We start from the raw sequence: 24,073 nt of genomic DNA on the forward strand, positions 1-24,073 counted from the left end.
CGTTTTTAATCATAATTTTTGCTGCATCTTCCACAAACGAAGCTATTTGAATTAATCCTCTTGTATACATAAAACCTAAATCATGTCTTCCATTCACAGCAACCGAATTTCCAAATGATCTAATCTTCATGGAAAACATATCCACTTTATGAAATAGCATTATTTTTTCAGAAAAAGGAGAAATGGTAGACGTTGTTATTAAATGGTCAATAAATGATGGTGCTGGTAAATCTTCATTATGTAGTTTTTCCATATAAAGCTCTACATGCTTATGAGTGAAATTTTTTCCTCTAATAAATAATTCGCGAATTTCTTCATTTTCTGTAACTTGGCTAAAAGCCATAATTAATGCTTTGCTTGCAGTATTGTTTTCAATATTGTCATAAAGATGAGCGATTTCTAATGCATGTAAAGGTCTTATGTGCCCAAAAAATCCATTTAAAAAATCCTTGTGAACAAATTCAGCTTTTTCAGGTAATGGAATAATAGCTGGTTTACTAATCAGTCCTTTTTTCATTAGCAGTTCGTTGATTTGCTCTATTAAATCCATAGTAGCTTTCATACAATAAATAAAAAATTCCCTAATATCTTCTCTGAAGACTAGTGGTACAGCTATATTATAAATACTCATCCCTGCTTTGGCAGTATATTTAAGATAATGCACATAAAATTCATCTTCAAATAAACGTGGGGCATCAAGATTTACATCTTCTTCTATAGAGAAACCTTTTGGAATTGGAAAATTCTCCTTCTTAAATATGCCTTCTGTCGTATTTAAGAATTCACTACATAATTTATAAGCCTTTTTTAATAAATTTTTAATATCTTGATCCTCCACATGCTGAAGGAAGAAATGGAGATAGCATTTAGACATGCTGTTTCCCGTGTAAGTCGCCCAAAGTTTCCCCATTTCTGCTGATGTAAGCTTTTTAGTGAGGGCCGTTTTTGTTGAACGTATATTCAGTGGTTCACGCGTGTCCATGACAAAACTCCTTTGATTTGTTTTATTTTATTATTCTCCATCATTCCTTATTGTATGCTAAGTGTATGTACCGATTGTTTGATTGATATTAATAGGAGAATTGCTTTCCCTCTGTACATCAATCGTTTAGAATAATACAGAAAAAAGAAAATATATAGGAGAAGATAATGAAAATATTAATAGTGGAAGACGATAAAACCATTGCTACGGGTTTAGAATATAGTTTACAAAGTGAAAAGTATGAAACAATTACATGCTTTAACGCAAAAACTGCAAAAAGAGTTTTAGAAGAGCAATTAACAGATATTGAATTATGTTTATTTGATTTGTCTCTACCAGATGGTTCTGGCTATGAGCTATGTGAGTATGTAAAAAGAAAATCGGATAAGCCTGTAATCTTTTTGACTGCTTTAGATGATGAAGTGAATGTTGTTATGGGACTCGATATGGGAGCAGATGACTATATTACAAAACCATTTCGCATAAGAGAACTTCTATCAAGAATTAAATCTGTTTTGCGACGGTATAATAAGCAGTTGCAGAATAATCCACTAATAGAAATAGATTCTATACGGATTAACACATTGGAAGGGAAAATTTATAAAAGGAATGAGGAAGTAATGGTTACAGCGCTAGAATACCGCTTATTTCTCATTTTTGCTAATAATATCGGACAAGTATTAACAAGAAGCCAGCTATTAGAGAAAATATGGGACGTGGCGGGAGATTTTGTTAATGATAATACTTTAACAGTCTATATTAAAAGGCTCCGCGAGAAATTAGAGGATGATCCTCAAAAGCCCACCATTATCAAAACCATTCGTGGACTTGGCTATAAGGTAGGGGATTAAAATGATTCGTAATCGAGAAGTGAAAATCCTCACTATTGTTTTAGTAATCACTAGTTTTTTTGCTATTGTCTATGCTGCTTTAGCCTATTCTATTTCAGTCGCAGTGTATTTACTTAGCGTGCTTGTTATCGTTTTGGGCTGTTTTTATCAGTTTACAAGATATCGATATAAGCAAATAGATAAGCTATCGAGTTATTTGCAGCAAATAAGTAACGGAGATGAAAGTCTGGATATTCGGGATAATGTAGAAGGCGAATTGAGTATTTTAAAAAACAATATTTATAAGGTTACATTAATGCTATCGGAGCAGAGTGCACATCTACAGAAGGAAAAGTTAAAGCTAACAAATGCAATTTCCGATATCTCTCACCAATTGAAAACACCACTTACCTCCATGTTTGTTATGACTGATTTATTACGGAATCCACAGTTGGAGGAAATAAGAAGACGTGAATTTACGAACAATATTTCGATTCAGCTTGAAAGAATGGAATGGCTTGTTTCTTCCTTATTAAAATTATCGAAAATGGATGCCGGGACGATTCCTTTTAAAAAGGAGCAAGTGGATGTCAAAAAATTGATTTATAAGGCAGTAGAACCAATATTAATTCCCATGGATATTAAGGGACATGCTCATGCAATTATGGGAGATGAGGATGTTACCTTTATAGGAGATTTTAATTGGACAGCAGAAGCGCTTATTAATATTTTGAAAAATTGTGTGGAGCATACCCCTGAAGGTGGAGAAATACATATTCGATTTTCTGAGAATGTATTATTTACAGAAATCGTTATTCAGGATACTGGAAAAGGCATCGCAAAAAAAGATTTACCTTATATTTTTAAACGATTTTATAAGGGAGAAAACGCAAGTGAAGATAGCATCGGTATAGGGCTGGCGATGGCATATAGTATGATCAAAAGCCAGCATGGTGATATTGAAGTGAGAAGTAAGTTAGGGGAAGGGACTACATTTCATATTAAGTTTTATAAACAGGTTATTTAGTGTGATTGGAATATTAAAGAAAGCGAAAAGAAGTGGCAATAAATATAAGAGATTGGCGTTCTAAGAAGGGATGAAAGCGAGAAACTGCTGTGCGGGTAGGAAAAGTAGCGTTCATAAAGGGGATGAAAACCAGAATCCGTAGTACTTCAAGAAAAGATAGCCTTCATCATCAAGCGAATGAAATCGAACCTCCATATAAAGCACAGATGAGCAGTACACATATTCGAAAGTGACTAAATTGTCACTTTAAAGTCACTACAGAGTCACTTTAGACAGATACACTAAGAGCATCAAGTAATTGGAGGACGATAAAATGGAAATTTTAAAAATAGAAAATTTGTCTAAAGTGTATGGAAAAGGGGAAACGGCAGTAAAAGCATTGGATAATGTTTCTTTTTCCGTTAATAAAGGTGAATTTGTGGCAATCATTGGACCTTCTGGATCAGGTAAATCTACATTGCTTCACATGTTAGGTGGAGTAGACAGGCCGACTAGTGGAAAAGTTTTTGTGGATAATACAGATATTTATCAATTAAATGAAACACAATTAGCTATTTTTAGAAGAAGACAAATTGGACTTATCTATCAATTTTATAACTTAATTCCCATTCTATCAGTAGAAGAAAATATCACGCTGCCGCTTCTATTAGATAACCATCAAGTAGATAAGGAGCAATTTAATCGCATTGTTTCTATATTAGGTCTACAACAAAGATTAGATCACTTGCCTAATCAATTATCAGGGGGACAGCAGCAGCGTGTTTCCATTGGACGTGCACTTATTAGCAACCCTGCTATTATGCTTGCAGATGAGCCTACAGGAAATTTAGATAGTAAAAATAGTGAAGAGATTATGGAACTATTAAAAATGTTTAATAAAACCTATAATCAAACATTAATTGTTATTACCCATGATGAACGGATTGCGCTACAAGCAGATCGTGTGATTTCTGTTGAAGATGGAAAAATCGCCAAAAATGAGGTGATTCGTCCATGAATATAATGAATAAACTCACTTTAAGAAATTTAAAGGAGAACAAGCGAAGAACATTAGTGACGATTATTGGTGTCATTATAGCTGTCAGTATGTTGACAGCTGTTTCGACACTTGGTGTTTCGTTTATCGATTTATTAAAAAGAGACAGTATTGCAAGAGACGGTGAGTGGCATGCACAATTTATTGGGGTTAATAATGAGCAAGCCAAAGAGTTAAGGAAGGATAGTAACATGGAAAAAGTTATCCTATCCAATAATTTGGGCTATGCGAACTGGAAAGATTCAAAAAATGACAGTAAACCGTATTTATTTTTTAAACAATATGATGAGCAAGGATTTGAACAATTTTTAATTACCTTAAAAGAAGGGACATTCCCCAAGGCATCTAATGAAATTATCATACCTGATGAAATGAGGAAGAAGGGGAATAGTAAGTATGCCATCGGTGAGGAGATAAATGTTAGCATTGGGGAAAGGCACTTTCAATTAGAGGAAGAAGATTCTATCCTAACACAAACAAATCCTTTGCAAAGGAATGAAGAAGGAAAAAGTGTCGAGGAAATTCAGCAGGCAAAATCCTATACATTCAAAATTGTCGGTATTATGGAAACACCATCTTGGGAACCTTCCTGGTCACCAGGATATACTGTTATTAGCTATTTAGATCAAAAGGAGTTAACAACTAGTAGTAGCGTAAATGCAAGTGTTGTGATGAAAAAGGTAAAGCAGTCTATATATGAGGACTCGGAATCATTGGCAAAGAAATTAGCTATTGCAAAAGTGGATTTTAATAATGAGTTACTGCGTTATTATGGCGTATCATCGAATGATAACCTGCTTCTAACGATGTATTCTCTAATAGGTATTGTCATACTTGTTATTGTTATTGGTTCTGTAGCACTGATTTATAATGCATTTGCCATTAGTGTGTCGGAACGGGCAAGACATTTGGGGATGCTATCAAGTGTAGGTGCAACGAAGAAGCAAAAAAGAAATTCTGTTTTCTTTGAAGGTGCGGTGATAGGCGGCATCAGCATTCCATTAGGAATAATTGCTGGAATCGTTGGAATTGGAATTACTTTCACTTTTATCAATAAGTATTTGCAAGATGCCTTAAACTCTACACAAGGATTAAATGTAGTGGTAACGCCTTATTCCATCCTATTTTCTATTATTATTTCCATTGTAACAATTTTTATTTCAACCTATTTGCCAGCTAGGAAAGCATCAAAGATTTCAGCAATTGATGCAATTAGACAAACACAAGATATTAAATTATCAGGGAAAAAAGTGAAAACATCCAAATTTGTTCGCAAAGTATTTGGCATAGAAGCGGAAATTGGTTTAAAAAACTTAAAACGGAATAAGCGTAGATATCAAACAACCGTTTTTTCTTTAATTATTAGTATTTTGCTTTTCTTAGTCGTATCTTATTTTACTGATAATATGAAAAAATCAGTTGAACTGTCACAAGAAAATATCGACTATGATATTACTGTGTCTGCTGAATCAAACGTTGCAGAGGAAGAGATGCAGATTTTAGCAAATGTACCTAGTATTACAGAAAGTAATTTAATTAAAAGCACATATGTAAGTACCTATTTAGATAAAAGTGTTTTAAGTGAAAATAATAAAAAATCGGTTGAAAATGGTGATGCGTTCTTAGAGGAAGGCAAACTTCCATTTACAGTGAATTTCTTTGTTCTATCTGAATCAGCTTTTAAGCAATATGCTCAAGAAGTAGGCTTTAATATCAATGAATATACGAATCCAACTGAACCAAAAGGGATTGTGATCGAAAATGTATCTTATTTTGATCCATATGGAGAGAAATTTGTTGAGGAAAAAGTACTGAATGCTAAACCTGGGGATTATATTGATCTCTATATGTATAGGGAAGGCAGCGAAAAGGAAGAGATGTTTAATAAGGTTCAAATTGGCTTATTTACAAATGAAACATTCATGGGAATGAATGCTGATAATTATAGAATGATAACAATGATTATCTCTAATGAAGTAGCAGAAAATTTATTTGAAAATGAAAAAAATATTACGATGAACTACAATCTCTATTTAAACAGCGATAATCCGGATAAAGCAGAAGAAGAATTAGACGATCTAAAGTCAGGATCCATGTATATATACAATGTGGAAAAGAATCGTAAGCAATCTGAACAGATGATTATGATTATGGCTGTCTTTATGTATGGATTTATTACCCTTATTTCCTTAATCAGTATTGCTAATATTTTTAATACCATTTCTACAAGTATTTCCTTACGAAAAAGGGAATTTGCGATGCTGCGTTCTGTTGGGATGACGCCAACTGGTTTTAATAAAATGATTTATTTTGAAAGCATTTTTTATGGGATAAAAGCATTGATGTATGGTATTCCCATTAGTATAGGAGTAATAGCTGCACTATATTGGTCTATAAGCAATACATTTGAATATGGCTTTGAACTTCCGTGGTTGAGTATTCTGTTTGTAGTAATCGCAATTTTTATCATTGTTGCTTCTGCAATGCTCTATTCAGTCAGCAAAATTAAGAAAGAAAATATAATTGATGGTTTAAAGCAAGAGAATGCTTAATAGGAAACGAATAAAATTAGGTAAGAATGACAAAAAACTCGTCCGTTTTGGCGGGTTTTTTTCATATGAAAATGCAAGCAGGTAAGTAAAAGAGGAATGTAGAATCAGTAAGAAAGACGGAGGAGGATAAAAAGGATGACTGATATTTTACAACAAAATAAGAAAAGCTGGGATATAGTAGCCCATCATTTTAACGGAATTGACGCACTACCTAGTTATGGCCCTTTTTGCCAAACAGAAGAAGAATTAAGGTTATTTAAAGAGATAAAAAATAAAAAGGTGCTTGATATCGGCTGTGGCAGCGGACATTCTTTACTGTATATGGCTGACAAAGGAGCTAGTGAATTATGGGGTGTAGACTTATCTGAAAAGCAAATAGAGACAGCAAAAGAAACACTTAAAGATATGCCTTCCCAGTTATATTGTGCTGCGATGGAAAAAGATATTGCCCTTCCTAAGGAATATTTCGACATAGTTTATTCGATTTATGCCATTGGGTGGACAACGGATTTAGCTACGACATTTAACCTTATTTATTCGTATTTAAAGCCAGGAGGAGCGTTTATTTTTAGTTGGGACCATCCGCTATATGCATATATGCAAAGTGAAAACGGTCAAATCTCTCTTACAGGTTCTTATCAGGAAGAAGGTATAACAACATATCCAAGGTTTAAAGGGGAAGAAGCACCAGTAGTGATACCAAAAAGAAAAATGAGCACCTATATAAATGAACTAATTAAAGCTGGATTTACGATTGAATGTGTAATGGAAAGTGAGGTTTCCAAAAACTTTGAAAAAGTAGAGGAGGAAATCTCTGATCGCTATTATTCCTTATACAAAGCAAGAAAATTTCCAACTACTATGATTATTAAAGCAAGAAGAGCATGACGTGTGGGGAGCCACATGTCATTTTTAATGCTTTAAGTTTTTTGAAAAGAGAGAAGTAAAGACAGAGAGAAATTCTCACTGCTCATCGAGGATTTGTAACCAAAAGAAGTACACGGTTATTAATAGACATTCCTTTTAATGGAATCTATAATTTAATTAGTTTGTTAAAATAATCACATTATTTAAAACTAGTAACCTTTTTTTGATAGCTTATGTAAACGTATTCTTAGCAAGTAGTTTAATAACCAGGATAAAAATAAGGTCTAGAATTATTAGAAAAGCATTTTTCCTACTATGCCTTATTTTTAAATATATTAAAAAGGGGTTTTGAAAATGGTAACTGCATTAGATGCAACAACAGTATTGGACAAGGAGTATGGTCTGTACATTAATGGTCAATGGATAAAAGGTTCAGAAGGTAATCTCCTTAGCAGCTATAACCCTAGTAATGGAGACAAGTTGGCTGATTTTGTAGATGCTACCTATGCAGATGTTGATCAAGCAGTAGAGGCTGCAACGCAAGCTTTAAAAACATGGAAGAAAGTAAGTTTGATAGAGAGAAGCAATTTATTATTAAAAATTGCTGATTTAATCGATGAAAATGCGGAAAAGTTAGCATTAGTGGAGACATTGGATAATGGGAAGCCGCTCAGAGAAACAAGAAATATTGATGTTCCATTAAGCTCTGACCATTTTCGTTATTTTGCTGGGGTAATCCGCTCAGAAGAAGGAACTGCCCAAGCATTTGATGAGGATACCTTATCTATTTCAATAAAAGAGCCTATTGGGGTGGTTGGACAAATCATTCCTTGGAATTTCCCGTTATTAATGGCTGCCTGGAAGATTGCACCAGCTATCGCAGCTGGCAATACAGTAGTTATCCACCCATCTTCTACTACGTCGTTAAGCTTATTGGAATTGGCGAAACTATTTGATCAAGTATTGCCAAATGGAGTAGTCAATGTCATTACAGGTCGTGGTTCTCATTCTGGAGACTATATGTTAAATCATAAAGGATTTGCAAAAATTGCTTTTACAGGATCAACGGAAATTGGTCAAGAAGTTGCGGTTGCAGCAGCGAAAAGACTAATCCCATCAACACTTGAGCTAGGCGGAAAGTCAGCGAATATCATCTTTAATGATGCACCAATGGAGCGAGCATTGGAAGGGGTTCAATTAGGAATTCTCTTTAACCAAGGACAGGTTTGCTGTGCTGGTTCCCGTATTTTTATCCAGGAAGGAATATATGATGAGTTCCTTGCCAAGATGAAACTTGCATTTGAAGATGTAAAAGTTGGCTTGCCTTGGGAAGATGATGTTATCATGGGAGCACAAATAAACGAGCGTCAATTAAAACAAATTTTAGAATATGTAAAAATTGGGGAAGAAGAAGGAGCGAGAGTTGTAACAGGAGGCTGCCGACTCGAAAACAATGGACTGGAAAAAGGGGCATTTATGGCACCAACGATTTTAGCGGATGCTACAAATAAGATGCGCATTGCTCAAGAAGAAATTTTTGGCCCAGTTGCAACAGTGATAAAATTTAAGACCGAAGAAGAGGTTATTGAGCTGGCTAATCAATCTGAGTTTGGTCTTGGAGGAGCAGTTTTCTCCCGTAATATTAATACAGCATTACGTGTAGCTAGAAGTGTGGAAACAGGTCGTATGTGGGTGAACACATATAATCAGCTTCCAGCAGGAGCACCATTTGGAGGGTATAAAAAATCAGGAATCGGCAGAGAAACATATAAGAGTATATTGGATGGCTATACTCAAACGAAAAATATTTATATCGTAACGAAAGAAGAAACAGAGGGATTGTATTAAAGTAAAGTAGGAAGCTGCTAGGACTTTGTCTTGGTGGCTTTTTTTATGCTTGAAATTTCATGTATAATTTGCTCTTAGATAAAAAGAAAAAATTTATACAATTTTTCGCGAACTTTTTTCTCGATACAAGGTCTAATGTATAGAACAACAGGGGAGGTGATTAATTGGAAGAGTTAGAGATTAGTAAGAAAGCTATTAAAGGAGATGATGATGCCTTTTTGGAAGTAATGCAATTATATAAAGAATCATTGCTAAGAGCTGCTTTAGCATTTCTAAAAGATGAACATGCAGCAATAGAAGCATTGCAGGAAGTGACATATCGAGCCTACAAAAAAATACATACGGTAAAAGAGCCAGCCTATCTAAAAACATGGCTAACAAGGATTATGATTAATTATTGTCAAGATCAAGTAAAGAGATCAAACAGAGTTATTTCTGATAACCAAGTATATGATATATCTGTTTACCAAGACCAATCCTTGATTGAACTAAAGGAAGCTCTTGAATTGTTATCTAATGAAGACCAGCAATTAATCTATTTAAAATATTTTCAAAATACGAAGATCAAAGAAATTGCCGCAATGGAAAAAATACCAGAAGGAACCGTAAAGTCTCGATTACATAAAGTACTGAAAACATTAAGACTATATTTTAAGGAGAAAGGAGAGAGTGAGCATGTATGAAGAAGAGGAACAAAGGTTATTAAAATTTAAAAAAGAATATGAAAAAGTCGAATTGCCAATAGAACAGGGAGATGAAGCCATTTTAAGCGGATTTATGAAAGCAAAGCGAGAAAAAAGTCTGCTTAAGAAAAAACAAAAAAGATTGCTTGGGCTTGCGATTGCAGCAATTATCATCGTTTCCTTTATAACATCTATTCGAATATCGCCAACTTTTGCAAATGCGCTCACATCTATCCCTGGGATGGAATGGATGATTGGTTTTATTGAACAAGATAAAGGCTTTTCCGCCATTATAGAAAATGATTATTATCAAAAGGTAGATGTTTCTGAGACAAAAGGAGATTTGACGTTAACGATAGATGGAGTGATTATGGATGAATCAGGAATAAATGTATTTTATACATTGAAATCAACAAACCCTCTCACAGGAGGAGAAATAAAGTATATTAATCTTCTTAATAAAGAAGAATTTCCTGAGCATACTCGTAGCTATAATGTATATTTTCCTGATGATATCCAAAATGAATTTCAAGATATGGTCGAGTACCAATTTGTGGACTCTTTTTCTTTTGATGAATTAAAGTTTAACTTTGAATTCGTAACAGTAATGGACAACAAAGAAATAAAGTTTTTGATACCTTTTGAATTAAAGGAAAATGTCAAAAAGAATATTACTTATCCAATAGACCAAGTTGTGGAAATTGAGAATCAAAAAATCACGATAGAAGAAATTATTGTATATCCTTTAAGAATTGGTGTGAAGGTAGCAGTTGATCCTACAAATACAAAAGAAATTTTGGGATTTGAAGATATGCGATTGGAAGATGAAAACGGTGAGGTATGGACTTCTATTGCAAATGGTACTGTAAATAGGACTTTGAGTAAGCATGAGAAAATGTATTATTTACAATCTAATTATTTCGAAAAGCCGAAAGAACTTTATTTGCGGGTAAATAAATTAATGGCAATTGATAAGGAAGATGCGGTGGTTATTGTAGATACGGAAGCAAATAGGTTAGTAAAAAGTCCGAAAGACGGTAAACTTAAATTAGGAGAAACGTCTAAAGCACAAGCGGAATTTTTTATGGTATCTGATTCAGAGGATATGTATACTATCTTTGATGAGCCTATTGATGCAACAGGAAAGGAACTAAGTATACCATCAACTGAATTTTACAATCATGAAAACAAAAAATATTGGAATATGTTTTTCGAAAATAGCGAGTACAAAAATCCATTGCAAATGAAATTGACATTTTACCCTAATTACATCGAAGGAGATGTAAAGATAGAAGTAAAATAAGCTGTATGCTTTGGTAGTGGTATTCATCATACCATTACCAAAGCACGCGGTTTTTTATTGTAAGCGTTCCATTTTTGTGTTAAAGTATAGTTACGTAAACGTTTACGTAAAGGGTGAAGGAAATGACGATAACCATTAAAGATATAGCAAATGCTGCAAAAGTATCTACAGCAACTGTTTCGAGAGTTTTAAACGGTGCAGGTGGTTACAATGAAGAGACAAAAATTAAAATCCTGCAAATCGCAAAAGAACTAGGCTATCGGAGAAATGAAATGGCAAGAAGCTTAGTAAAAAAATCGAGTAATTTAATAGGTATTATCATGCCAAGTGTATCGACGATTTTTTATGCGGACATTGTTAATGGAATGGAAAAGGTAGCGCAAGCACATGGATTTAGTGTTATTTTATCCCATGCAGGAGAAAAAGGTAATCGATTAATTGACTGCTTAAAAATGCTGGAAGAAAGAAAAGTGGATGGGCTTGTTATTGTATCCATTCCACTAAAGGAAGAACAAATTCAAGCAATTGAATCATTGAGTATACCGTATGTGTTACTGTCAACAGATACCAAAAATAAGCGAATACCTTTTATAAAAGTAGATGATTATGAAGCTTCGTATGCTGCTACAAAGTATTTAATCGATCATGGACATCAAAAAATAGGCTTGGCAGGTGTGGACTTCTCTGATCGAGTAGCTGGGATAGCAAGGATGGAAGGATATAAAAGGGCATTATGTGATCATGAAATAAGCTTTTCTGCCAACTATATAAAAGCAGGAGATTATAGTTTTTCAGCAGGAAAAGAAGCGCTCTATGCTTTCCATGCAGAAAAGACTGATATAACAGCAGTATTTTGTGTAAGTGATGAGGTAGCACTTGGGATCATTTCAGCCGCCTTTGAACTGGGCATACAAATACCAAATGATCTATCTGTCATGGGCTATGATAATACAAGAGTTGCAGAAATGGCAGTCCCTCCATTAACAACGATAGAGCAACCGTTTCAGGCAATGGGAGAGAAGGGTTGTTTAAAAATAATAGAGGCTATTCAGCAAAAGATAACAGTAAAAACAGAAATGCTCCCATTTGCTATAGTGGAAAGAGCTTCCGTGAGTAAAAGGGATTACTAAATTTTTTTGAATTTTACGTTTAGGTATATATTTTAAAAGGAAGAAGGTTTTTAAATGGAAAAGAAATGGTGGCAAACGTCTGTTGTATATCAAATATATCCAAGAAGCTTTCAAGACAGTGATGGAGATGGAATTGGAGATTTAAGAGGTATCATCAATCGCCTTGATTATTTGCAAAAGCTAGGAATTGATGTGATTTGGCTAAGCCCTGTATATAAATCGCCCAATGATGATAATGGCTATGATATTAGTGACTATGAAGATATTATGGATGAATTTGGAACAATGGCAGATATGGATGAATTAATCGCAACAGCGAATGAAAAGGGTATTAAAATTGTCATGGATTTAGTCGTAAACCACACATCAGATGAGCATAAGTGGTTTATTGAAGCAAAAAAAGGAAAAGACAATCCGTATCGAGATTACTATATTTGGCGAGACCCGGTAAATGGAGAAGTACCCAATGAGTTAAAATCGACTTTTAGCGGTTCTGCATGGGAATATGATAAAGAAAGTGGTCAATATTTCTTGCATTTATTCAGTAAGAGACAGCCAGATTTAAACTGGGAAAATGAAAAAGTGCGGGCAGAAGTTTGGAAGATGATGAACTACTGGTTAGAAAAAGGAATCGGTGGCTTCCGTATGGATGTGATTGATTTAGTAGGGAAGAAACCAGATCAGGGCATTACTGGAAATGGACCTAAGCTTCATGATTATCTCCAAGAAATGCATCAAAAAACGTTTGGTAATTATGATGTTTTAACAGTTGGGGAAACATGGGGAGCGACACCTGAAATTGCTAAATTATATTCCAATCCTGCTAGAAAAGAGCTTTCCATGGTCTTTCAATTTGAACATATTGGATTAGATGAGCAAGAGGGGAAACAAAAATGGGACCTTAAGCCGTTAGAAATAAATCAATTGAAATCCATTCTAGCAAAATGGCAAACTTCTTTAGGTAATGAAGGCTGGAACAGCTTATTCTGGAATAATCATGATTTACCAAGAATCGTTTCTCGCTGGGGTAATGATAGGGAGTATCGAATAGAAAGTGCAAAAATGTTCGCTATCCTTTTACATTTAATGAAAGGAACTCCTTATATTTATCAAGGGGAAGAAATTGGGATGACCAATTGCCCGATTACTGATATTAGCCAAGTAAATGATATTGAAAGCATTAATATGTATTATGAACGATTAGAGCAAGGCTATACAAAAGAGGAAATCGTCCATTCGATTAATGCAAAGGGAAGAGACAATGCAAGAACGCCTATCCAATGGGATGAGACAGAAAATAGCGGTTTTACAGTAGGAACACCTTGGCTGCACGTAAACCCAAATTATACGGAAATAAATGTGAAAAACAATTTAGAAGATCCAAATTCTGTCTTTTATTGCTATCAATCTTTAATTCAATTAAGAAAAGACAACCCAATCGTCGTATGGGGAGATTTTGAGTTAATGGAAGGTACGGATGAAGCGATTTTTGCCTATACTCGAAAGTTTGAAGGGAAAACATGGGTAGTAGTGGCAAACTTTGATGAGCAAGAAAGAATGCTAAACTTACCTCAATTTAGTCAGTGTGATGAGGTGATTATTAGTAATTATCATCGAGAAAGTGTGGATTTTAGCAATATCCATTTAAAGCCATATGAAGCTTTTGCAGTGAGTATTTGATAGAAAAATAGAAAAGCTGTCAGACACAATGTGGAAATAAATGTGAGGACAGTTTTTTTATTTTTTCATAGAAAAACGAAAAAAGATATTATCAATTCTGATAAAATAAAGTAAGATATAGATAGGATAGTTAATATGTTAAACAAACTATATGATTTCTAGTATTATTTAATATCAGATTGTTCAACAACTAAAATGAATGCGATTTCAAGTTAACGCAAAGCAATCGCTAGTAAATGATAAGGGTCCATATCCAATTTTTAAGGAGTGATTAAGATGAATTATAGTCAAAGACCAATGGGAGAAGTAAATGGAGAAAAGATAACGGAATACACCTTTACTAATAACAATGGAATGAGTTTTTCTAGTATAAATTATGGCTGCATCATCACAAAAATAATAGTTCCAGATAAAGATGGCAACAAGGAGAATGTGGTGCTTGGTTTTGAAACAGTTGAGGAGTACAGACAGAATTCAGGGCCTTATTTAGGGGCAATTGTTGGGAGAATTGCCGGAAGAATTAAGGCTGGACAATTTAAGCTTAATGGCCAAGAATATCGTTTAAATGCAAATACTCCACCTAATCATTTACATGGAGGAAATGTTGGTTGGAGTGAAGTAGTCTTTGATTCTTCTATAGTAGAAGAGGAAGAGGCAATTGGAATCCGATACACTTATCATAGTCCTGATGGAGAAGAAGGATATCCTGGTAATTTTGATCTTACAGTGGATTATTTATTAACAAATGATAATGAAATTGTCCTGACTTACAAAGGAAAAACGGATAAAGAAACACCTGTAACGGTAACCAATCATACCTATTTTAATCTTAGTGGAAATAATAAAAGAGATATAACCGAACATGAACTTATTGCAGATGTGGATCGATTCTTAGAGCTGGATGAAGGATTTATTCCAACAGGAAAAATGGTCCCAACAGAAAATACGCCATTTGATTTTGCAGAAGGAAAGCTATTGAAAGAAGGAATGGACAATAACTTCGAACAAAATATTTTAGTAGGCAATGGCTATGATCATCCACTTATCTTCTCTGCTGAAGGTACACATTCTGCTATTTTACGAGATAAAGAAAGTGGTAGGGAATTGTCTTTAGTTACAAATCAGCCTGCAATCATTCTTTATACAGGCAACCAGTTAGAGGATAAGTATGATTTTAATGGCGTAATTGGAAGAAAATACTTAGGGGTATGCTTAGAAACGCAAGGTCTTCCTGATGCAATAAATCACCCTGAATTCCCATCCGTCGTTTTGAAACCAGAAGATACGTATTATGCAGAAACAAAATGGAAGTTTCGGGTAATAGAATAAAAGAATAGTGGGAAGATTTATAGAGAGACTAAATGGATATAATGGGAGTGCTCTCATATTAGTACTCCGAATTGCTTTCTTTTTTGTCGATCCAAGTCATCAGTAAAAGATACTGATGGCTTCTTTTCTTTTTCTCCTGATGGTTAAAGGGTTCTCATTCAATTTAAATTAAAATTGTTTCAAAAGGTGAAATATAGGGAGCTTTATATTTTTTATGATTTCTCTTAAAATAGGTTTATGTTTCATTGGTATGGGTATATAATACTATATAATTTAAAAACTTGTTAAATTATGAGAAAGTTATAAAGGTAGAAAGCTTTGATTAATCAACTTATTTGGGCGCTTTGTTGATTATGAGCTACTAGCGCAACCGGCTAACCAAACTATCCTTGTTTTGTTAGCTTTTTTTATGAATACAAAAGAGTCATATTTCTAATGAATGTTCAGTTCCAGCATCAATGTACCAGCATAAATCAAGTCTCCGCTATCAAGAAAAAGGTACACTAATACGATAATTATAACTATTAGAGATTCGATTATTTAGTTGATGTGCTTTGACGATCCTTATCGTTAATAAGGAGCTTGTGCTTTTTTAAAAACAGGGGGCAGCATATGAGTGAACTTATTAGCTATCAAAAGATAGTAATACATGATCATACAGAAAAAGAATGGAAAGGTAAGATAAATAAGGATTTAAGAGATTGGTTGTCAGAGGATTTTATGCTTAGCGTGGGAATAGGCGAAGCTATAAATAATGCGATAGAACATGGGGGTTTTCCCGTTATATTAGATATACATTATACAAATAGAGCGATTGACATGCGGATAAAAGATCATGGGAATGGGTTTAATGTAACAAAGAAAATCAATGATATTGAAAAATATGGAACAGAAAAGCTCATGAGTGATATCGTCTTAGAGGAACGTGGTAGAGGTATTTTAATGATGATGCAAATCTTTCAAAAAGTGCAATATAATGAAATGGGGAACGAAGTGTTTTTATGGAGGGAAAGAAAAGAAAATGCAGAAGCAATATAATCAAAGAGAGAATAATCATTTAAGTAGGGCTGTTTCTTTAGAGACAGTCCTATTTACGTGTGGTTAAATTTTAATAATGTCATTTTTTTCTATAATCTACTGATTTCTATAAATGAATCGTTTATTATTAGTATATTACGGTAAAAAAGTAGTTTGAGAAGAAGGTAGGAGAAAACAACATGGAGAAAGTGACCTATAGCAACATCCACAAGGAAGGGAAACAAATAATGGAATCTATTAATTGGATCCATGTTCATAATGAGGAAATGTTGCTTCAATATGACAGTAATTTTATACAGTTTAAAACAATGCCTACCATAAGCGAATTTGAGCAGGCGGAGGAATACCTTAAAGTGTTTCACCAAAAGACTGGTCAAAAGCATCTTAAGTTTATTTTTCCAGAAAACCAAAAGTTTACGAAGGAGCTACAAGAGCATATTGTAAGTAAATGTTATTATGACGTGGGATTTACTGAACTTTATGCGATTAATCCTCGTGAATTTCCTGTATTGTCTCCTATTGAAGATATTCTTATTCAGAAAGTTACGGAGGAGAATTTTGAGGACTATTTACAATTAGAATATAATCAAGACTTGAAATATGGAATAGATTATGCAAAAGGAAAAACAGAAGTATATCGGAAAAATTTTAGCAATCCTCATTTCTTGCAGATAATTGCTTATTATAAAGGAAAAGGGGCTGGTGCTTTAGAAGTAATTCTTGGCTATAAAACAGTCGAAATTGACGGAATCTTTGTAATTGATGAATATCAGCGAAAAGGGATTGCTGCTCGTATGCAAAAAATGGTGATGGACTTATTTCCAGATAAGACGATTATCTTGCTGGCAGATGGTGAAGACACACCAAAAGAAATGTATAAAAAGCAAAACTATCAAAAACAAGGTTTCCAATATGAAGCTTTAAAAGAAAAATTTGATGTTTTATAGATAAAAAGGAGTCGATTGTATTGAATAAGCCTATACTTGTCTATCGCGGAAAATATGTAGAAAGTACACATAATATTCATATTGCTGTAGTAAATAAAGAAGGTAGATTGCTATATTCCTATGGAAATCCCAATAGAATGACTTTTCCTAGATCGTCGATGAAGCCATTTCAAGCGATTCCCCTTTTAGAGACAGGAGCAGCTGATACATATTCATATAGTAATGCAGAAATAGCAATTGCGTGTGCTTCCCATGCTGGAGAATCCTTCCATCGAGAAACAATTCTTCAGCTGTTAGAAAGATTAGGGATTAAAGAGGATCACCTACAATGTGGAACACATACACCATGGAATTTAACAAGCTATAAAGAGCTGTTGAGAAATGGAGGAGATGTGACCCCTGTTTACAGTAATTGTTCTGGAAAGCATACCGGTATGCTTGCTACTGCTATTCATATGAAGGAAGATATTGCTAATTATCGAGAAGTAGAGCATCCTCATCAGCAGCGAATATTAGAGGCGATAGAAGAAATATGTGATTTTCCAAAAGAAAAAATAAATCTTAGTGTAGATGGTTGTGGCGTACCAGTCCATCAACTACCTTTATATCATGTAGCACTAGGTTATGCAAGACTAGCGAGCCCTGATTCTATTAAATCAGAAAAGCGAATAAAGATAGTCAAACGGATAAGAGATAGCATGATGGAATTTCCTGAAATGGTTGGCGGCACAAGCAGATTTGATACGGACTTAATGAACGCTTATCAAGGACGGATTGTTTCAAAAGCAGGTGCTGAGGCTGTTCAGTGTATTGGCCTTGTCAAAGAAGGAATCGGAATTGCGATTAAGGTAGAAGATGGAGGAACACGAGCAGTAAATGTTGCGGCAATGGAGGTTCTAAGTCAGCTAGGCTATAAAGAGGAGGGAATTTTTACAGATTTAGAAAAATATGTGCATACACCAGTGCTAAATGCAAGAAAAGAAAAAATCGGTGAAATACGTGCAAATTTTGATTTGGAACGAGCGTATCAGCTGAAAAATAATGGTACAAAGGAGTAGATGAATGAAACATTATTTGAATGTAAAAGAAGGAAACAATAGCTGGCCGCGCTATTTAGCATCTATTTTATTAGCTGTTGGATTTATGATTGCTGGTTCTATTGTTTATTTCATCATCGAGTTATTGCGCGTGGAGTTGGACGGGAACGATGCTACATTTATAGATTTGGATACAGGCATGGTTGTCGGCGGAAATGGCACTATTAGTTTATTAATGACACATATTATTTATATCTTTGCTTTAGTTGGTTTATGGATTGGCGTACGATTTATACACAAAAGAAAATTTCGAACATTGATTACAGGGGAAGAAAGAGTAAATTGGAAAAAGATTGGCTGGGGATTCGCCATATTTACTGGGCTATTCCTTGTTACATCTGTTATTGATTTCTTGATAAATGCCCCTGATTATAAGTGGAATAATGTTTCACTTTCTGATTATGTCTTTTTATTCCTTGTCGTTATTCTTTTTGTTCCAATTCAAACAACGGTAGAAGAGCTTTTATTTAGGGGATTATTACTACAATGGGTAGGAAAAAAACTAAAAAATCCTATTTTATTAGCACTAATTGTTGGACTAATTTTTGGATCTTTGCATTTTACTAATCCTGAAATGAATGATTCTGCCATATTAGTAGGCTTAGATTATTTGCTTGCAGGATTTGCTTTAACCTTTATAGCTGTAAAAACAGGCAGTTTAGAGCTATCCATTGGTGCACATGCGGCAAATAATATGATGATCTTCTTATTATTTACATATGATGATTCAGTTGCAGGTGATATCCCAAGTCTTTTTAGAATTATTGATACAAGTCCATTGTATTCGTTGATCTGGTCCATTGTCATTTTTGTTGCTTTTTATTTAATATGTAGGAAAAAATATGAAGTAAGATAAGCGGTTATTTATTCAGCTAAAAGAATAGGAAGAAGAAAATGGTCTATCTATGTAGGCCATTTTTTTTGCAAGGAGAAATGATAATTAGTCATTTAGAACAAATGTTCTTAATTTGAGTCTTAAGCCTCTTATCAAAATAATTCGGAATTGTTAAAATATTTATTGTGTTAGTGATTCTATTATTAGGAGGCTGTTATATGAAAAAAAAATGTAGAGTAATTCCTTATCAAGTGAAAGAAGTATTGGATCTATCAACAGAAATACCAAAAGGAATTGAACTAATTCAAGCACCTGATTTATGGAATAAAACAAAAGGAAAAGGGATAACCATTGCCATCTTGGATACTGGGTGTGATATAAATCATCCAGATTTGCAAGAACGGATTATAGGTGGGAAAAACTTTACCGATGATGACAACGGCAGTCCGGAAGTTTATATGGATTATAATGGGCATGGGACACATGTTGCTGGAACAATTGGGGCATCAGGAAAAGACAGCGGATTGACAGGAGTTGCGCCAGAAGTTTCTCTTTTAATTGTAAAGGTTTTAAATGGACAAGGTACTGGGCAATATGATTGGATTATAAACGGAATTTATTATGCCATTGAGCAAGGGGCAGATATTATTTCCATGAGTCTTGGTGGACCTGAGGATGTAGCAGAATTACATGAGGCAGTGAAAAAAGCTGTCGAAGCCCAAATTCTCGTCGTGTGTGCAGCGGGGAATGAAGGGGATGGCCTAGATTCAACCGAAGAATTAGGATATCCGGCTGCCTATAATGAAGTGATAAGTGTTGGTGCCGTAGACTTAGAGCGAAATTCTTCTCGTTTTTCCAATTCGAATCGAGAAGTTGATTTAGTAGCTCCTGGGGAAGAAATTCTCTCTACCTTTTTAGATGGGAAATACGCAAGCCTAACAGGAACCTCGATGGCTGCCCCTCATGTGAGCGGTGCTTTAGCATTAATTAAATTAATTAGTAATGAAGCTTTTGAACGAAATTTAACAGAGCCAGAAATTTATGCTCAATTAATTAAAAGAACCATCCCATTAGGAAATAAACCAAGCATAGAAGGCAATGGAATTCTCTATTTAACGGCTCCAGATGAATTAAAGGAAAAACTCCAATCAGCAGTCCAATTACTAGTTGCTAATAGCTATTAAAAGGAATAAACTTTCAAAATAAATCTATTTTAGTGGACAAGCTTCTTGAAAGTGGGAGTTTGTCCACTTTTTTATAGCGGAAAAAAGATTAAATAGTCAAAAATCAAAAATATTTTCCAAAAATGCCAATCCAATCAATACACAATCATTCATACATATATAAACAAAACTTCTACCTAATTTTACAATACTCCCATAATAGAAATGTTATGAAAAAAGTAGTAAAGTGTAAGGAGGTATTTGTGCGTAACTTGTAATATTAAAAGAAGGAGATTAGATTGTTGAATATCGTTATTACACGAAAAATGGTCCTGGAGATGTGTGGTCCTGTTTCTTTAAAAAGAGGCGAGGCATTTTCAAAGAATCATAAGGTGTTGTTTAAAGAATATAGAGAAGACTACTGTGAAGCATTCGTTCAAGCAGCAGAAGACTTTGCTGTAATGGTGGCTGTAGAAGCTGGTGAAATAAAAGCGAATTGTTCTTGTCCAAAGCTAGCTTCCTTTCAAAAAGAATGTCAGCATATTGCAGCTGTTTTGCTGGAGATTAAGAAATTTCAGCTGAGTGGCAAGGAGCCTGCTACTATGCAAGAAACGAATACAAATGTATCAGATGATTTTTTTGCTTTATTTAATCAGACTAGTTTTCCTTCACCAAAGAAACAACGCCACTTTGAGAAAAGAGAAGTAGTTCCAGTTGAATTTTTGATGAAAATTATTCCAGTTGGATCAGAAGCGAATATGTTTGGCATCGAAATTCACCTTTTATCCAATAAAATAAAAAACATTCGTCAATTTTTAGAAGTAATAAATGCCGGCAATATGTATCAATATGCTCTGGGGCAGAATTTTGACCCAAAGTTACACTGTGTAAAGGAAGAAAGTGAAGCAATTCTTCAAGAATTATGGAAAGTGGTAAGCGATGAATCCATTTTCTTGAATCATCACAACGAAATGGACAACATAGGGGAAGAAGATACTTTATTAATACCTCCATCTTCTTGGATTTCCCTTCGTTCACACTGGAAGGAATTAAGTTTTTTAGAAGAATATAGTGGAACTAGAATGCCTTTGCAAGTTTCTCGGGAACCACTCCCACTAACATTTCACTTATATCAGCAGGACACAGGAAGCTATCAATTGAATGTTCAAGGAATGGAATCTATTCTGTTCTTGCATCAATATTATGCAGTCATGATTGACGGAAATGTCATTCAATTGGAATCAGAGGATTTTAACAGGCTTGTGGAAATGAAAAGAATGACAGAGAAGGTTGGCAAGAATTATATCCCTATTGCAAACAATCAAATAGACTTCTTTTTAGAAAATGTTGCTCCAGGCTTGAAAAAATTAGGGGAAGTTCAATTGGAGAAAGAACTTTCAAAAAAAATAGGAAAAGCGCCCCTGCAAGCAGAGCTCTATTTAGATAGAGTAAATAATCGATTGTTGGCAAGTTTAGAATTCCGCTATGAAAATATCGTCATTAATCCAGTTCATGAACGAGATAAAGACATCGATGGAGTGCTTCTTCGAGATTGGAAAAAAGAAGAAGTGATATTGGAGCTGATGGATGGAAGTTCATTTGCGAAAACGGATAGTGGATATATGCTTTATAACGAAGAATTAGAGTTTGATTTTTTGTATTACGTATTACCGAAGTTGCAAAAGCTTGTAAAAGTCTATGCAACAACAGCGATTAGAAATAGAATTTTTAAGGAAAAAACTTGGCCACGGTTTTCGGTGAAATTAAAAAAGGATCGGATTAATTGGCTAGAGTTTAAATTTGAGATGGAAGGATTTCCGGAACGAGAAATAAAAGGACTGTTAGCTGCTTTAGAAGAAAAGCGAAAATATTATCGTTTACAGGATGGCTCTCTTTTTGCCTTAAAAACGCGAGAGATGGAGGAAATTCAACGTTATCTTCTTTCCCCACAAATCAAAGACAAGGATTTTGTCAGCGGATTTGAACTGACCCTTTTAGAAAGCTTATCTTTTATAGAGGAAGACCGAAAGATATTTAAACTAGATGAATCCTATCAACAGTTGATAGAATCACTTCTGCATCCAGAAACATTAATGATTAAGGTTCCCGCTGTTTTAGAGGATGTCCTGAAATCGTACCAGAAGGATGGGTATAGGTGGATGAAAACTTTAGCGAAATTCCACTTCGGCGGAATTTTAGCAGACGATATGGGGTTGGGAAAAACGCTTCAAAGTATTGCCTTTATCATGTCTGAATTACCAGTGATTCGAAAATCAAAGCAAAAAGTGCTAGTCGTTTGCCCATCGTCGCTCCTTTATAATTGGCAGAGAGAAATCATGAAGTTCGCTCCAACTATTCAATGTCTTGTCCTTGATGGGAACAAGAAGGAGCGGGCACAGTTACAAATGGATTTAGAAAATATCGATGTTCTGATAACGTCATATCCATTAATTAGACAAGATATTCAATGGTATGAACAGCAATCTCTCCATACTGTTTTCTTTGATGAGGCACAGTATTTCAAAAATCCACTTTCGCAAACAGCTAAATCAGTGAAAAAAATAAAGGCAATAAATCGTTTTGCCTTAACAGGAACACCGCTTGAGAATTCCATTGAAGAGCTGTGGTCTATTTTTCATATTGTATTTCCTGAGTTATTGAAGGGGTTAAAGGAATACGCAAATCTTACTAATAAGCAGATTGCGAAAAAAATAAGACCCTTTATGCTGCGACGGTTAAAAGAGGATGTATTAGCAGAACTACCGGAGAAAAGACAGTGGAGCGAAATGGTGGAATTGTTACCAGAGCAAAAAAGACTATACGCAGCATATTTGTCAAAACTAAGGCATGATGCTCTAAAGCACTTAAACAAAGATACATTGCGAAAAAATAAGATTAGAATTCTTGCTGGGTTGACGAGGCTACGACAAATATGCTGCCATCCTGCCCTATTTGTAGAAAATTATGAGGGTGGATCAGCCAAGTTAGCGCATTTAATGGAATTAATGGAAGAATCGCAACGTTCGAATCGAAGAGTACTGATTTTTTCGCAATTTACCAGTATGCTGGATATTATCGGACAGGAATTAGCGAAGAAGGGTTTGTCGTTCTTTTATTTGGATGGAAATACTCCCTCTGATGAAAGAGTGGAATTATGTCATCGCTATAATTTGGGAGAACGAGACTACTTTTTGATAAGCTTAAAAGCAGGGGGAACAGGATTAAATTTAATGACAGCTGATACAGTTATTCTATATGATACATGGTGGAATCCTGCAGTTGAAGAGCAAGCTGCAGATCGTGCGCATAGGATGGGGCAAGAAAATATTGTTGATGTCATCAAATTATTCTCCAAAGGAACAATAGAAGAGAAAATATTTGAACTACAGGAAAAGAAAAAAAGTTTAGTGGATGAAATTATTGATACAGATGAAAAAATGATATCGTCCATAACAGAAGAAGATATCATGGAATTATTAAGCTAGAAAAATAGCAGTATAATTAGAAGAAGACCAGAACCTTCGTAAAAGGACTGGTCTTCTTTTGTGATTCTGTCATTCTTCTTTTTGTTTTGGAAATCGTTTGGCTTTTTTGGCAGATTCACGAAGCAAATACTCTATATGACTGTTAATGCTGCGGAAATCATCTGCAGCCCATTTTTGCAGTACTTCGTATAGCTCTGGATCAATGCGTAATGGAAAGCTTTTTTTCTTCGTCATTTATACC

At 34.5% G+C, this 24,073-nt stretch carries 19 protein-coding genes and 1 riboswitch; of the genes, 17 read left to right on the plus strand and 2 right to left on the minus strand.

Going from position 1 to position 24,073, the window contains the following annotated elements; all coding sequences use genetic code 11:
- A partial coding sequence (locus ADJ83_RS04270) for a DUF3231 family protein (protein WP_048717088.1) occupies positions 1–982 on the minus strand: 982 nt, incomplete at its 3' end.
- A gap of 167 nt (positions 983–1,149) precedes the next feature.
- On the opposite strand from ADJ83_RS04270, the gene ADJ83_RS04275 reads away from it, so the two are divergent.
- The 17 genes from ADJ83_RS04275 to ADJ83_RS04355 all read left to right on the plus strand — a co-directional run bounded on the left by ADJ83_RS04275 (position 1,150) and on the right by ADJ83_RS04355 (position 23,832).
- Positions 1,150–1,833 carry a response regulator transcription factor gene (locus ADJ83_RS04275; RefSeq protein ID WP_031540685.1) on the plus strand — a complete coding sequence of 228 codons (684 nt, stop codon included), beginning with the start codon at positions 1,150–1,152 and terminating at the stop codon, positions 1,831–1,833.
- A gap of 1 nt (position 1,834) precedes the next feature.
- The gene (locus ADJ83_RS04280; RefSeq protein WP_031540686.1) at positions 1,835–2,839 is read left to right on the plus strand and encodes a sensor histidine kinase; all 1,005 of its coding nucleotides are present in this window, start codon (positions 1,835–1,837) and stop codon (positions 2,837–2,839) included.
- A gap of 313 nt (positions 2,840–3,152) precedes the next feature.
- Entirely contained in the window at positions 3,153–3,836 is a 684-nt protein-coding gene (locus ADJ83_RS04285; protein WP_031540687.1) for an ABC transporter ATP-binding protein, read from the plus strand.
- The gene (locus tag ADJ83_RS04290; RefSeq protein WP_031540688.1) at positions 3,833–6,427 is read left to right on the plus strand and encodes an ABC transporter permease; all 2,595 of its coding nucleotides are present in this window, start codon (positions 3,833–3,835) and stop codon (positions 6,425–6,427) included. Before ADJ83_RS04285 ends, ADJ83_RS04290 begins: the two co-directional genes overlap by 4 nt.
- Positions 6,428–6,562: 135 nt before the next feature.
- Positions 6,563–7,315, plus strand: coding sequence for a class I SAM-dependent methyltransferase (locus ADJ83_RS04295; protein WP_031540689.1), 753 nt, complete (start codon positions 6,563–6,565; stop codon positions 7,313–7,315).
- A gap of 333 nt (positions 7,316–7,648) precedes the next feature.
- On the plus strand, positions 7,649–9,142 hold the full coding sequence (locus ADJ83_RS04300) for an aldehyde dehydrogenase family protein (RefSeq protein WP_031540690.1): 1,494 nt from the start codon (positions 7,649–7,651) through the stop codon (positions 9,140–9,142).
- Positions 9,143–9,306: 164 nt separating this feature from the next.
- A complete protein-coding gene (locus ADJ83_RS04305; protein WP_031540691.1) occupies positions 9,307–9,825 on the plus strand; it encodes a sigma-70 family RNA polymerase sigma factor in 519 nt (172 codons plus the stop codon).
- Positions 9,818–11,128, plus strand: coding sequence for a DUF4179 domain-containing protein (locus tag ADJ83_RS04310; RefSeq protein ID WP_031540692.1), 1,311 nt, complete (start codon positions 9,818–9,820; stop codon positions 11,126–11,128). Before ADJ83_RS04305 ends, ADJ83_RS04310 begins: the two co-directional genes overlap by 8 nt.
- 122 nt (positions 11,129–11,250) lie before the next feature.
- On the plus strand, positions 11,251–12,258 hold the full coding sequence (locus tag ADJ83_RS04315) for a LacI family DNA-binding transcriptional regulator (protein ID WP_031540693.1): 1,008 nt from the start codon (positions 11,251–11,253) through the stop codon (positions 12,256–12,258).
- Positions 12,259–12,312: 54 nt separating this feature from the next.
- A complete protein-coding gene (locus ADJ83_RS04320; protein WP_031540694.1) occupies positions 12,313–13,938 on the plus strand; it encodes a glycoside hydrolase family 13 protein in 1,626 nt (541 codons plus the stop codon).
- A gap of 276 nt (positions 13,939–14,214) precedes the next feature.
- Positions 14,215–15,267 carry an aldose epimerase family protein gene (locus ADJ83_RS04325; RefSeq protein ID WP_031540695.1) on the plus strand — a complete coding sequence of 351 codons (1,053 nt, stop codon included), beginning with the start codon at positions 14,215–14,217 and terminating at the stop codon, positions 15,265–15,267.
- Positions 15,268–15,569: 302 nt separating this feature from the next.
- A riboswitch (cyclic di-GMP riboswitch) is annotated at positions 15,570–15,652 on the plus strand.
- A gap of 227 nt (positions 15,653–15,879) precedes the next feature.
- On the plus strand, positions 15,880–16,305 hold the full coding sequence (locus tag ADJ83_RS04330; protein ID WP_031540696.1) for an ATP-binding protein: 426 nt from the start codon (positions 15,880–15,882) through the stop codon (positions 16,303–16,305).
- A 179-nt stretch (positions 16,306–16,484) separates the two neighbouring features.
- Complete coding sequence (locus ADJ83_RS04335; protein WP_031540697.1) at positions 16,485–17,252, plus strand: GNAT family N-acetyltransferase; 768 nt, start codon at positions 16,485–16,487, stop codon at positions 17,250–17,252.
- A 20-nt stretch (positions 17,253–17,272) separates the two neighbouring features.
- Positions 17,273–18,310, plus strand: a complete 1,038-nt coding sequence (locus ADJ83_RS04340; protein ID WP_031540698.1) for an asparaginase — start codon at positions 17,273–17,275, stop codon at positions 18,308–18,310.
- 4 nt (positions 18,311–18,314) lie between these two features.
- Positions 18,315–19,205: a CPBP family intramembrane glutamic endopeptidase gene (locus tag ADJ83_RS04345; RefSeq protein ID WP_031540699.1), complete on the plus strand. Its 891-nt coding sequence runs from the start codon at positions 18,315–18,317 to the stop codon at positions 19,203–19,205.
- A 197-nt stretch (positions 19,206–19,402) separates the two neighbouring features.
- Positions 19,403–20,368 (plus strand): S8 family peptidase, encoded by a 966-nt coding sequence (locus ADJ83_RS04350; RefSeq protein ID WP_031540700.1) that lies wholly within the window; start codon positions 19,403–19,405, stop codon positions 20,366–20,368.
- A gap of 281 nt (positions 20,369–20,649) precedes the next feature.
- Positions 20,650–23,832 carry a DEAD/DEAH box helicase gene (locus tag ADJ83_RS04355; RefSeq protein WP_031540701.1) on the plus strand — a complete coding sequence of 1,061 codons (3,183 nt, stop codon included), beginning with the start codon at positions 20,650–20,652 and terminating at the stop codon, positions 23,830–23,832.
- Between the two features lie 69 nt (positions 23,833–23,901).
- Here ADJ83_RS04355 and ADJ83_RS24525 read toward each other — a convergent pair whose 3' ends face one another.
- Positions 23,902–24,066 (minus strand): hypothetical protein, encoded by a 165-nt coding sequence (locus tag ADJ83_RS24525; RefSeq protein ID WP_016200850.1) that lies wholly within the window; start codon positions 24,064–24,066, stop codon positions 23,902–23,904.
- Positions 24,067–24,073: the final 7 nt, after the last annotated feature.

It is taken from the genome of Bacillus sp. 522_BSPC, assembly GCF_001076885.1.
In the GTDB taxonomy this organism is placed as follows: Bacteria; Bacillota; Bacilli; order Bacillales; family Cytobacillaceae; genus Niallia; species Niallia hominis.